Annotated in this window: 11 protein-coding genes; 9 read left to right on the plus strand and 2 right to left on the minus strand. The window is 65.0% G+C overall.

The annotated features are described in order from the left end of the window. Window positions 1–39: 39 nt before the first annotated feature. The 9 genes from CK224_RS11665 to CK224_RS11705 are packed head-to-tail and all read left to right on the plus strand — an operon-like array spanning window position 40 to window position 10,146. Window positions 40–1,053, plus strand: coding sequence for an ABC transporter permease (locus CK224_RS11665; protein WP_066989127.1), 1,014 nt, complete (start codon window positions 40–42; stop codon window positions 1,051–1,053). Beyond that, window positions 1,050–1,931, plus strand: a complete 882-nt coding sequence (locus tag CK224_RS11670; protein WP_245425903.1) for an ABC transporter permease — start codon at window positions 1,050–1,052, stop codon at window positions 1,929–1,931. Before CK224_RS11665 ends, CK224_RS11670 begins: the two co-directional genes overlap by 4 nt. Further along, window positions 1,928–4,006, plus strand: a complete 2,079-nt coding sequence (locus tag CK224_RS11675; protein ID WP_095781852.1) for an ABC transporter ATP-binding protein — start codon at window positions 1,928–1,930, stop codon at window positions 4,004–4,006. The genes CK224_RS11670 and CK224_RS11675 overlap by 4 nt, the downstream gene beginning before the upstream one ends. Further along, entirely contained in the window at window positions 4,003–5,253 is a 1,251-nt protein-coding gene (locus CK224_RS11680; protein ID WP_095781853.1) for an MFS transporter, read from the plus strand. The genes CK224_RS11675 and CK224_RS11680 overlap by 4 nt, the downstream gene beginning before the upstream one ends. Next, window positions 5,250–6,014 carry an SDR family oxidoreductase gene (locus CK224_RS11685; RefSeq protein WP_095781854.1) on the plus strand — a complete coding sequence of 255 codons (765 nt, stop codon included), beginning with the start codon at window positions 5,250–5,252 and terminating at the stop codon, window positions 6,012–6,014. Before CK224_RS11680 ends, CK224_RS11685 begins: the two co-directional genes overlap by 4 nt. 29 nt (window positions 6,015–6,043) lie before the next feature. Continuing rightward, window positions 6,044–7,069, plus strand: coding sequence for an NAD(P)-dependent oxidoreductase (locus tag CK224_RS11690; protein ID WP_095781855.1), 1,026 nt, complete (start codon window positions 6,044–6,046; stop codon window positions 7,067–7,069). An 11-nt stretch (window positions 7,070–7,080) separates the two neighbouring features. Next, window positions 7,081–8,019, plus strand: coding sequence for a polysaccharide deacetylase family protein (locus tag CK224_RS11695; protein WP_095781856.1), 939 nt, complete (start codon window positions 7,081–7,083; stop codon window positions 8,017–8,019). Between the two features lie 8 nt (window positions 8,020–8,027). Continuing rightward, window positions 8,028–9,362: a dihydroorotase family protein gene (locus CK224_RS11700; protein ID WP_095781857.1), complete on the plus strand. Its 1,335-nt coding sequence runs from the start codon at window positions 8,028–8,030 to the stop codon at window positions 9,360–9,362. 10 nt (window positions 9,363–9,372) lie between these two features. Then, window positions 9,373–10,146 carry a glucose 1-dehydrogenase gene (locus tag CK224_RS11705; protein WP_095781858.1) on the plus strand — a complete coding sequence of 258 codons (774 nt, stop codon included), beginning with the start codon at window positions 9,373–9,375 and terminating at the stop codon, window positions 10,144–10,146. Between the two features lie 77 nt (window positions 10,147–10,223). Here the strand turns inward: CK224_RS11705 and CK224_RS11710 are convergent, their stop codons facing one another. Together CK224_RS11710 and CK224_RS11715 are read right to left on the minus strand one after the other, a co-directional pair. Then, window positions 10,224–11,126: an SMP-30/gluconolactonase/LRE family protein gene (locus CK224_RS11710; protein ID WP_176477909.1), complete on the minus strand. Its 903-nt coding sequence runs from the start codon at window positions 11,124–11,126 to the stop codon at window positions 10,224–10,226. Window positions 11,127–11,160: 34 nt separating this feature from the next. Then, window positions 11,161–12,705 carry a trimethylamine methyltransferase family protein gene (locus CK224_RS11715; RefSeq protein ID WP_067327502.1) on the minus strand — a complete coding sequence of 515 codons (1,545 nt, stop codon included), beginning with the start codon at window positions 12,703–12,705 and terminating at the stop codon, window positions 11,161–11,163. Window positions 12,706–12,709: the final 4 nt, after the last annotated feature.

Genomic DNA, 12,709 nt, shown 5'->3' on the forward strand with positions numbered 1-12,709 from the left:
TTCCTTTCCACTCGCACCCAGAACGGAAACGTCCGGCTGATGGCAATATTCGTGGCGAAACGGCTGGCGATGATGCTGCTCACCATGGTCGCGGCGTCGTTTCTGGTATTCGCCGTCTGCGAGTTCACCCCGGGCAGCGTCGCGCGCAAATCGCTCGGGCCGTTCGCGACGCAAGAGCAGGTCGATTTCCTGACCAAGAAGCTGAGGGCCGACGATCCGCTGCTGGTGCGCTACGGGCGCTGGGCGGGCGTGCTGCTCGGCATCATTCCGGATCCGCTCCAGGACCCGAGCACCGGGCTCAATTTCAAGGACCCGCGCGGCGCGCAGTATTTCGGCAATTTCGGCTATTCGACACTGAACAAGCTGCCCGTCAACGACGTCATCTGGAACCGGCTCGGCAATACGGCGATCCTGGCCGGGCTGGCCTTCCTGCTGATCGTGCCGCTGTCGATCGTCTTCGGCATCCTGTCCGGCCTGAAGGAAGGCGGCGTGCTCGACCGGCTCCTGTCGGTGATCTGCATCACCTTCACCTCGATCCCGGAATTCGCGTCGGGCGTGTTTCTGGTCACCCTATTCGTCATTCTCTGGCCGGTGCTGCCGGGCACCAGCCCGCTCGATACAGAGGGCGGCTGGTCCGTTCCCTCGCAGCTCGTACTGCCGGTGGCGGTGCTCGTCATCTATGATTTCGGCTATGTCGCGCGCATGATCCGCGTGTCCATGATCGGGGTGATGGAAAAGCCCTTCATCCGCACCGCGGTGCTGAAGGGAATGAGCACACGCCAGGTCGTCATCGGCCATGCCCTGCGAAACGCGATGATCGCCCCGTTCACGGTGCTGCTCCTGCAGATCAACTTCCTGATCAGCGGCGTGGTGGTGACCGAACTCGTCTTCGCCTATCCCGGCTTCGGTCGGCTGCTGCTCGATGCCAGCCTCTTCGGCGATATCGCGACCATCGAGGCGGCCACGCTGATCACCGTCGCCATCGCGGTCACGACGCAATTCGTCGGCGATCTCGGTTACATGCTGCTCGATCCACGCATAAGATTGCGATGAGCGCACTGGTCGAGCAGAGAGCTATGGAGGCGACAGCCGTCAAGGCAACGGGCAGGGCACGCCTGAAATGGGCGCGCATCCTGCGCTCGCCTACCGCACTGGTCGGGCTGTTCCTGGTCGGCTTCTGGGTGCTTGCGGCGATCCTCGCACCGGTGCTGCCGCTCTATTCTCCGACCGAGCAGGATGTGATGGCGCTAGCCGACCCGACGCCATCGGCGGCGCATTGGCTCGGCGTCGACATTCTCGGCCGCGATGAGCTGTCTCGCCTGATCTTCGGCGCCCGCACCGTGCTGGTCGTCGCGCCGCTTTCGGTCGCGGTCGCCATGATCGTCGGCATCACGCTCGGCATGATCGCCGGCTATTACGGCGGCTGGATCGATGCCGTGATCAGCCGCCTTTCCGACATCATCCTCGCCTTCCCGGTGCTGGTCCTCTACGTCATCCTGATCGCCAATATCGGGCCATCGATAATCAACATCGTCATCGCCACGACGATCGCCTCGGCGCCAGGAATCGGGCGAATAACGCGCGGGCTGGTACTCGGCCTGAAGGAGCAGGAATACATCGCCGCCGCAAGGCTGCGCGCCGAAAGTGCTTTATACATCATGCTTGTCGAGCTGTTGCCCAACTGCCGCGGCATGCTGATCGTCGATGCCTGTCTGCGCATCGGCTACACCATCATCACCATCGGCATTCTCGGCTTCCTTGGCCTTGGCCTGCCGCCGCCCAACCCGGACTGGGGCGGCATGGTCAAGGAAAGCACGACGGTGCTCAACGTCTGGCCGTTGATGTCGGTGCTGCCCTCAATCGCCATCGTCAGCCTGGTTCTGGGTTTCAACCTGTTGGCCGACGGCCTGCGGGAGGCCTGGAAGCCATGACGATGGTCGCCGAGCCGATTTCGACGCAAGGCGAGCGTGCGTCCGAGACGCCGCTCCTCGCTGTCCGAGATCTGCGCATCGAGTTTCGCGGGAAGGCCGAGACAATCGTTGCGGTGCCGAAGCTGTCTTTCGAGGTGAAGCCCGGCGAAAGCTTCGGGCTGGTCGGCGAATCCGGCTGCGGCAAGAGCACCACGGCGATGGCGATCATGGGCTATCTCGGTGCGACAGGCGTCGTCGCCGGCGGCAGCATCCGCTTCGAAGGCGAGGAACTGGTCAACGCACCGGCGCATAAGTTGCGCGCCATACGCGGACGGCGCATCGCCATGGTCTACCAGGACCCGATGAGCGCGCTCAATCCGGTCAAAACGATCGGCGCGCAGCTTGCCGAGGTGCCGATGCTTCATCTCGGCGCAAGTCGCGTCGAGGCGCTCGACATGGCAGCCGCCATGCTGAAAGACGTGCGCCTGCCCGATGCCGGCGACATGCTGAAGCGCTATCCGCACCAGCTTTCGGGCGGCCAGCAGCAGCGCGTCGTCATCGCCATGGCGCTGCTTGGGCGGCCGTCGCTGCTCCTGCTCGACGAGCCGACCACCGGTCTCGACGTGACGGTGGAGTCGGCGGTGATCGATCTGATCGGCGAGCTGCGCCGTCGCTATGGAACCAGCCTGCTGTTCATCTCGCACAATCTCGGCCTGATCGCCGAAAGCTGCGACCGGGTCGGCATCATGTATTCCGGCGAGCTGGTCGAGGAGGCGCCGACGCGCGAGCTGTTCGGCCGGCCACGCCATCCCTACACGCAAGGGCTGATCGACTGCATTCCCGATATCCGGCAGGGCAAGCACAGCCGCACGCTTGCCGCCATTCCGGGCAATATCCCGCTGCCGTCGGAGCGGCCGCGCGGCTGCCTGTTTGGTCCGCGCTGCGCCGGTTTCCGCGCCGGCCTGTGCGACCGGGCTGGCATGACGTTGGAACCGGTCGGCGAGCGGCATGTTGTGCGCTGCGTGCGCTGGCCCGAACTCGAGGTGGCTCATCGGGAGCTTCCGCCGCTATCCGGCGAGAGTGCGGCACCGGCAGCCGAGATCACTTTCTCCGACATCACCAAGTTCTATCACCTCGGTTACCACAAGACGCTGAAGGCCAATGAGGCCGTATCCTTCGAGGCCGGCAAGGCCGAGATCGTCGCGCTGGTCGGCGAATCCGGCTGCGGCAAGTCGACCCTGGCGCGTATCGTCACCGGCCTCGACCGCGCCACTTCGGGCGAAATCCGCATGGCTGGCGAAAACATCGCCGCGATCGAAGCGAGCGCGCGGCCGAAGCCCCTGCTGCAATCGATCCAGATGGTGTTCCAGAATCCGGATTCGACGCTCAATCCGTCGCACAGCGCCGGCTTCTCGATCCGTCGCTCGCTGAAGAAGTTCGGCATCCGCAAGGGCAAGGCGGCCATCGACCAGCGCATGCGCGAGCTGCTGGAGATGGTCCGGCTTTCGCCGGACTTCGCCGCCCGCCGGCCGAGCCAGTTGTCCGGCGGGCAGAAGCAGCGCATCGCCATCGCCCGCGCCTTCGCCTCCGATCCGTCGCTGATCGTCGCCGACGAGCCTGTGTCGGCGCTGGATGTCTCCGTGCAGGCGGCCGTGGTGACGCTGCTGCTCGACATCCAGAAGACCCGGCATGCGACGATGCTGTTCATCAGCCATGACCTGGCGCTGGTGCGCCACGTCGCCGACAAGGTCGTGGTGATGTATCTCGGCAAGGTGATGGAAAAAGGCACCGTCGAGGAGATCTTCGGCGGTGCGACCCATCCGTACACCGAGGCGCTGATCTCGGCGATCCGCAGCACCAAACCGGAAGGGGCAGAGCGCAACCGCATCACGCTGACCGGCGACACGCCGAGCCCCGTCGATGTCCCGCGCGGCTGCCGCTTTGCCAGCCGCTGCCATCGCAAGCTGGGTTCGATCTGCGACAGGGAACCGCCACCGATCCGCAGGATGTCCGCCACGCACGAGATCGCCTGCCACATTCCGGCGGAAGCGCTGGAGAGTCCCAGGCATCCGGACGAGGCGAGCGACCGTTCATGACGAGGCCAGCTTCACTGGGCCGCCTCTGGCGTCAGGCCGAACGGTCGCGCGCCATCCTGTCGATCATGGCGCGCATCTGCCTGGCCGGCACCGGCAGCGCCATGCTGACCACCGCGGTCTCGCTGGCATTGAGCGCGCCGGGAATCGACCCCTCCGAAGTGCAATTGGTGCTGACCGCTTACCCGGTCGGATTTCTCATCGGCTGCCTCGTCGCGCGTCCGCTGGTGTCGCGCGTCGGCCATGAGCGCGCCTTCTTCGCCATAACCGTGCTTGCAAGCCTCGCCGCCGCGGGGTTCGCGCTCACCGATTTCATGCCGGCATGGCTCTGCTTCCGACTGCTCGGCGGCCTTGCCATGGCGGCGATGTTCGTTGTCTGCGAAAGCTGGATCAACCTCTATGCCGACCAGCACAATCGCGGCAGGCTGTTTTCCATCTACATGCTGACGACGGCGGTCGCGGTGCTGTTCGGACAGCTGCTGCTGGAGATCGTCGGCGCGCATTCCCCGCATTTGTTCGCCGTCAGCGCGGCGACGGTGCTCTTGTCGGCGCTTGCACGGTTTGTCTCCAGGCCTTGGCCTGCCCTGCCCGCCGAGCAAACCGAGCCGTCCCTGGCCGATATCCCGGCGCATGACGAACGCTACGGCGTCATCCAGTTGCTGCGTCTCGCTCCGGTAACGGTGGTCAGCATCTTCCAGGCAGGCATCACCAACATGAACATCTTCGTGCTGACGCCAATCTACGGCGCCAAGATCGGACTGTCCGCCGCCGCCACTGTCGGCCTGGTGACGACCGTCAGCATTGCCGGCATGCTGGCGCAGACGCCTATCGGATGGCTGTCCGACCGGTTCGACAGGCGCATCATGCTGCTTGTCCAGGGACTGCTTTCCGTGTCGCTATGCGCCTCTATCGCCTGGCTGGGCAGCGGGCCGCTGCCGCTGCTCTTCCTGCTGTTCTTCCTCTATGGAGCAACCGCGCTCACGGTCTATCCTGTGGCCATAGCCTTCGCCAATTCGCGCATGCACAGCCGGCACATGGTGGCCGCTTCGGGGACGCTGCTTCTGCTCTATTCGGTCGGCAACATCCTGACGCCGGGTCTCGCCGCCGGACTGATGGAGCGTACCGCGCCGCAGGCCATGCTGTTCGTGCTCGGCACAGGCGGCATTCTGGTGGCGGTTGCGGCTTGCATCAATCTGCGGCGGCGCCCGGCCAGTGTAGCGGTTGCGCAGCCGTGCGGAGGCGAGCCGTGAACAGCGCCCTTCCCCACCGTCTGGATGGCAAGTTCGTTCTGATCACGGGCGCCGCGAGCGGCATCGGCGCGGCGATCGCGCGCCGCTGCGCCGACGAGGGAGCCCGTGTCGCCTGCTCGGATCGGGACACGGCATCGACGAAGGCGCTTGCCGCCAGCCTTGGGCCGAATGCTCTGGCTGTCGACTGTGATGTCACCGATCCGGACTCGGTCCAAGATGCTGTCGACGCGACAGCTCAAGCATTCGGCCGGCTGGACGGTCTGGTCCACAACGCCGCGGCTCCCTCGACCGACGGCACCGTCGCCGACCTTGGAGTGGACAAGTGGCGGCTGGAACTCGACGTCAGCCTGACCGGCGCGTTCCTGATCTCCAAATTCGCCGTGCCGCTGATGGCATCGAGCGGCGGCGGGTCGATCGTCTTCATCGGCTCGCAATTCGCGCGCGTCGCCGTCGGCAAGGCGGTGGCCTATTGCGCGGCGAAGGCGGGGCTTGTGCATCTGGCGAAGGCCATGGCCGTCGACCATGCGGATCAGAACATCCGGGTGAACAGCCTGTCACCGGGAGCGGTCGCGACCGCGCGCCTGCTGCAGCGCTGGCCCAGTCTGGAGGCGGCCGACAAGGGTCTAGGGCCTGCGCATCTGCTCGGACGAATTGCCGAGCCCGAAGAGATCGCAGCCGCCTGCGCCTTTCTGCTTTCGTCCGACGCTTCCTTCGTCACCGGCACCGACCTCCTGGTGGATGGCGGCTATGCGGTGCGTTGAATCCATTCCAGCATAGGAGGCTTCAAGACATGACCCTTCTCGTCACAGGCGGCACCGGCTTCGTCATGAGTGTGGTGGCGCGTGCCTGGCTGGACCGCGACCCTGCCGCGCGCGCCGTCATCCTGGATCGCGCCGGCCTCGACGCCGCGGCCGAAAGGCATTTCGCTCCGGTGCGCGACCGGCTCAAAGTGATCAGCGCGGATATCCTCGACCCGGCGGGGTGGTCCGCCGCACTCGACAACGAGCACATCACCGCGATCGTACATGGCGCGACGATCACACCGATTTCGCGCGGCAGCGCCTCGGAGGCCAAGCGCCAGCCGGAGGCCGAGGACCCGGCTCGCATCGTCGATGTCAATCTCATGGGCACAGTGCGCATGCTCGAATGGGCACGCGCGCAGGCCAACGTGAAGCGCTTCATCTATGTCAGCTCGGGAGCCATCTATCGACACAATGGCCCCGACTGGAGCGGCGAGCCGCTGCCGGAGGACGGCTACGTCGCGCCGTTGACGCTTTACGGCATCTCAAAATTCGCCTCCGAGATGGTGACCAACCGCTATGCCGACCTGTTCGGCCTGTCGGCGGTTTCGGTCCGGCTTGCTTCCGTCTACGGCCCGATGGATCGCGCGACCGAGAGCCGCAACTTCCGCCATGTCCCCAACCGTGTTGCGCACATGGCCCTGGCCGGCGAAACGATCCGGCCGAACAGTCTGGAGCCGGTGGGCGACTATCTTGCCTCGACCGATGTCGCTGCCGCGATCCTCGCGCTGCTCGATGCGCCGCGCCTCAATTACCGCCACTACAATATCGGCTCCGGCTCCAGCCAGACCATCGGCGAGATCATCGCCTGGGCAAAGGAGCGCGTTCCGGCGCTGAAGGTTGAGGTGACGCCCGGAGAAGACGCCAATATCGTACAGGACGTGTCGCTGAAAGGCGGCATGTGGGGCGCCTACGACATTGCGAGGATCATGCGCGATACGGCATGGCGACCGCGCCCGGGCAAGGAGGCGTTCCACGCCTATATGGACTGGATTTCGGCCAACGAGACGAAGTGAGAGGGATTGCCATGACAAGCGCTGCCTCACAACCGGTCCAGCCGCGCGACTTCGTCGGCTATGGACCGACCCCGCCCTATGTCACCTGGCCGGGCGGCGCGAAAGTCGCGATCAATCTCGTGCTGAACTACGAAGAAGGGTCGGAGTACAACTGGCTCGATGACGGCCGCAACGACAATTGGGGCGAATACAACAACCCCGGCCTTTCACCGCATCGCGACCTCGGCACCGAAACGCATTTCGAATATGGCAGCCGCGCCGGCATCTGGCGGTTGGCTCGGCTGTTCGACCGCTACGATGTGCCGATCACGGTGTCGGCCTGCGCGGTGGCGCTGGAGAAGAATCCCGCCGTCGCCGAGTGGATGAATGCGCGCGGCCACGACCTGCTCGGTCACGGGCTGCGCTGGACCGATTATCCCGGCATGCCGCGCGAGGAAGAGGAGCGGCAGTTGCACGAAGCGATCGCGCTTTACGAGAAGGTGCTTGGCCGGCGGCCGCTCGGCTGGAACTGCCGCTCGTTTCCAAGCGTCAACACCCGCGATCTGCTGGTGCGCGAGGGCGGCTTTCTCTACCACTCCGATCCCTGCAACGACGAGCTGCCCTATTTCGTCGACCATGGTGAGGAGAAAATCCTCGTCGTGCCCTATTCCAAGACGCTCAACGACAGCCGCTTCCTCATCGCGCCGGGTTACAGCAATCCGCGCGACTTCGCCGAGGATTGCCGCTCGGCCATCGACTACATGCTGTGGGAGGCAGAAGAGACGGGCGGACGGATGCTCAACATCTGCGTGCACGCGCGCTGGATGGGTCAGCCGAACCGGGCGTCCGGCCTGCGCGAGGTGATCGAGCACGTGCAAAAGACGCCGGGGGCGATCTTCATGCGGCGCGCCGACATCGCGCGGTACTGGCTGGACAATCACCGGACGTTTGCCGGCAAGCGTGCCGGCTGAACAGCGGAATGTTCGAAACCCTCATCACCGGCGCGACAATCGTCAACGCGGAGGGCGAAGCCCGCCGCGACATTGCCATCAACGCCGGCAGGATCGCGGCCCTGATCCAGCCAGGAGACGCGGCCGAAGCACGGAAGGTGATCGACGCAAGCGGCTGTATGCTGCTGCCCGGTCTCGTCGATGCGCACGCGCATCTGCGCGAACCGGGACTGACCCACAAGGAAGACTTCTTGTCGGGCACGCATGCGGCCGCGCTCGGCGGCGTGACGACGGTGCTCGACATGCCGACCGACGAGCCCTGGACGGCGACGGCAGACCAGCTTGCCGAGAAGATGTCGATGGCCGAAGGCAAGCTCAACGTCGATGTCGGCTTCCAGGCTGTTGTCAGCGAGAGGCTGGACAGTCTCGAAAGGCTCGCGGCGCTTGCCCCGGTGTCGTTCGAGCTTTTCACCGCGGATGTCCCAGAGCCGTTTCTTTTTCCGACGGTGGACACCGTTCTTCACGCGCTGAAGCGGATGAGCTCGCTCAAGACGATCGTCGGCATCTCGCCCGGCGATCAATCGCTGCTCATGGGCAGCGCCGCGCGGCTTCATTCTGGCGACATCGCAGCGTTCCGCGAAAGCCGGCCACCACTGGCCGAGGCCAACGGCATCGCGCGGGCGCTGCTGGCGGCGGCCGAGACCGACGCGCGCGTTCATGTCCGCCAGATCAACTCGGCGCTCGGCGTCGAGACCTGGCGGCGCCTGCGCGATCTCGCCGATGCCAGCGTCGAGACGACACCCCAGAACCTGTTCTTCTGCGCGGACGACTACGAAAAGCAAGGCGCGCGACTGAAGGGATCGCCGCCGTTCCGGCCGAGGCAAGATGTGCAGCGCCTTCGCGAGGCTGTAGCGGCCGGGCTGATCGACGTCATCGCCACCGATCATGCGCCACACAGTCCCGCGGAGAAGGCCGCCGACTATCCGGCTTTCGCGGACATCCCGGGCGGCATGCCCGGACTGCAGACGCTGCTCTCCGTCATGCTCAAGCTCGTCGACGAAGACCTGATCGGACTGCGCGACATCGCGCGCCTGTGCGCGGCCAATCCGGCCGACCGGTTCGGGCTTGGCCGGCGCAAGGGCAGGCTGGCCGTCGGCCACGATGCCGACATCCTCTTCATCGACCCGACGCGAACCTTTGCCATCCGCGATGCCGACCAGAAATCAAAGGCCGGCTACACGCCGTTTGACGGTTGGAGCATTTCAGCAACCTTGCGGCAGGTGTTCCTGCGCGGCGAGGAAATCATGCGTGACGGCGCGCTGGTCAAGTCGGGACAAGGCCAAGTGGTGCGGCGGGAAAGCTGAGGCGGGCAAGATGGGTCTTCTGGACGGCAAGGTTGCCATTGTCACCGGCGCGAGCTCCGGCATCGGCCGCGCCATCGCGCAACGCTACGCGCAAGACGGCGCGAAGGTGGTGATCGCCGATACGCGCGAGGGGCCTATCGAAGGCGGCGAGACATCGGTCCGGCTGATCGAAGCGGCGGGCGGTGAGGCGATCTTCATCTCCACGGACATCGCCGATCAGGAGGCCGTCATAACCATGATGCGGCAGGCGGTGGACCGGTTCGGGCGGCTCGATATCCTGGTCAACAACGCCGCGGTCTATACCTCGACCAATCTGCTCCAGACCACGCCGGAGCAATGGGCGAAGGTGATCGACGTCAACGTCACCGGCTTCTTCTACTGCTCGCAACAGGCGGTGCTGCAGATGCTCAGGCAGGAGCCGGTCAACGGCGTACGCGGGCGCATCATCAATATCGCCTCGCAGCACGGTATGGTCGCCTGCCCGGGCGATTTCCCCTATTCGGTCAGCAAGGGCGCGATCGTGCAGATGACGCGCCAGATCGCGGTCGATCACGCCGAGGACCTGATCGTCTGCAATGCGATAGCTCCCGGCAAGATCATCACCGGCAAGCCGGGCATCGCCAACGACCCCGATGCGCTCGACTATTCGCGCCGCCGCACGCCATGGCCGCGGCTTGGCGAGCCGAACGATGTCGCCGGCGCGGCGCTTTTCCTGGCCAGCGACCTTGCGACATACGTCACCGGGATCAACCTGATGGTGGACGGCGGCTGGATGGCCGGCTGAGCGGTCATCGCGCGAAAGCAAAGGCCGGCTGCAAAGCGGCCGGCCTCCTTCCTATCCGACGATCACGACGATCGCAGCTACTTATTCGGCACTTCGTAGACCTTGCCGTGCCAAGGTGCTGCATCGATCTGGTCGAGGGCCATCACGTAAAGCTCCTTTTCATCGGGCCCGAAGGCGAAGTTCGGCATGGACGGCGACGTCACCGAAAGCGTGCGCAAGAGCTTGGCGTCCTTGTCCACCACTATGATCTTGCCCGGCGCGTCGAGCGAGCGCGGGCTCTGGCCTATATACATCTCGCCGGCCTTGTCCATCTTGATGCCGTCCGGCCAGATATGCGGCTGGTTCGGGAACAGATCGTCGAGCCGAAGGAAGACGCGACGGTTGCTCAAGCTGTGGTCGGCCCCGACGTCGAACTCGATGATGCGGTTGTCCTCGGTTTCGACCAGGTAGAGCATCTTGCCGTCGTTCGACATGACCAGCCCATTGGCATTGTGCAGGTCGCCAGCCACCTTCTTCACGCTGCCGTCCTTGCCGATGTAGTAGGCCGACGCGTCGATCAGCGGACCGCCCTTGCCGGAGCCGGTGAAGTAGATGCCGCCCTCCTTGTCCGGCGCGAAATCATTGGGGCCGCTGAACGGCTTGCCGTCGGTGTCCTTGTCGTAGGCCGGCAGCGTCTTGCCGTCGGCCGAGATGCGGCCGATCGTGTTGTTGTCGTAGCAGGTGACGACGAATTCGCCCGTCGCGGTCGGCAGCACGGCCGAAGGGCCGCAGCCATCCATCTTCCAGAAAATCGCGTTCTTCTTGCCGTCCCAAACGTCCACAGTGCCGCGGCCGTATTCGACGTAGAAGAGCTTGTCCTGGTACCAGATCGGGCCCTCGGCGAACCAAGCGTCGTCATTGATCACCTTGACGTTCGCGGCGTGTGCCGATGCGGTAAGAGCGAGGGCTAACACTGTGCCCAGCAAATGCTGTCTTGTCATGCGCTTCCCCTTTCTTTCGTTGAACTCCAGGCGCTTAGGGCTCGCCGGCGCCGATCTCCTCCTTGCGGCGCGCGACATAGGCGTCCAGTTCCTCGCGGATGGCTGGATCCATAACCGGTTCCTCGTAGTCGCTAAGCGCCTGCTGCCAGAGCTGCGTCGCCCGCTCCAGCGCATCGTGGCCGCCCGCTTCCTGCCAGCTGCCGTAATTTTGCCAATTGGACAGCATCGGCCGGTAGAAGGCGGTCTCGTAGCGCGCCATGGTGTGCTCCGACCCGAAGAAATGTCCGCCGGTCGGCACGGCCTTGATCGCCTCGAAGCCGAGATCGTCCTCCTCGAACGGCATCGGCCGCAGGAACTCCATCATGTTCTGCAGGATCTCGACGTCGAGGACGAGCTTCTCGTAGGAGGCTGTCAGCCCGCCCTCCAGCCATCCGGCGGCGTGATAGATCAGGTTCGCGCCGCCGAGCACCGCGCCCCAGGTCGCCATCTCGGTCTCATAGGCCGCCTGCAGGTCGACGACATTGGAGGCGTTGGCATTGGAGGTGCGGTAGGGAAGGTTATAGCGCCGCGCCAGCTGTCCGGCGACGATGTTGGCCTTGGCGTTCTCCGGCGTGCCGAAGGCAGGCGCGCCGGAACGCATGTCGACATTGGACGTGAAGGCGCCATACATCACCGGCGTGCCTGGATTGACCAGCTGCGTCAGCGTCACGCCGAACAGGGCCTCGGCATTCTGCTGCGCAAGAGCCGCGGCCAGCGTCACGGGAGTCATGGCGCCCATCAGGGTGAAGGGCGTGATCGTCACCGGCTGGCCGTGCTCGGCCATGGCGATCAGGCCTTCGGCCATCGCCTCGTCGAACAGGCGCGGCGAGTTGACGGAAATAATCGTCGTGACCCCCGGCGAATTGCGCAGTGCCTCGATGGTCGTGCCGCGTGCGATCGCTGTCATGGCGATGCTATCCATGGCGCGGCCGCGGCCGATCGCCGAGCAATGGAAGCTCAGATCCGACAGCGTGAGATTGGCGCGATAGGTGTCGAGATGGCGCGAATTCGCCGGCAGCTCCATAGGCGCCACCACCTGGTTGCCGATGATATGGATGGCGTTGAAATGATGCGCGAGGCGGATGAAGTTCTCATAGTCAGCCAGATTGCCCTGCCGGCGGCCGTTGATGCGGTCATGCACATTGGGCGGCCCGGCGACCAGCCCGAACACCAGCGAATTGCCGCCGATGCGGATCTGCTTGTCCGGATTGCGCGAGCTTAGCGAGAAGGACGATGGCGCGTTCCTAAGCGCTTCCCTGACGATGCTCTCGTCGATCCGCACCGTGTTCTCGGCCCGATCAACGATGGCGCCCGCGGCCTCGAAGATACCCAGCACCTTCTCGCCCATGACGCGGATGCCGAGTTCGGACAAAATACGCATCGAGGTGCGGTGGAGCTTGTCCATCTGCTCCTCGTCGAGGATCTGCATCGGCGCGTAGGGGTTTGTGACGCGCTGCCAGGGCAGTTGCGCAATGCCGCCGCCACTGCGCCCGGCCGCTCTGGTGCGCCGTCCGCCGCTTCGCCTGTCATGCGCTGTCATCGGC

This window comes from Mesorhizobium sp. WSM3862 (genome assembly GCF_002294985.1).
In the GTDB taxonomy this organism is placed as follows: domain Bacteria; phylum Pseudomonadota; class Alphaproteobacteria; order Rhizobiales; family Rhizobiaceae; genus Mesorhizobium.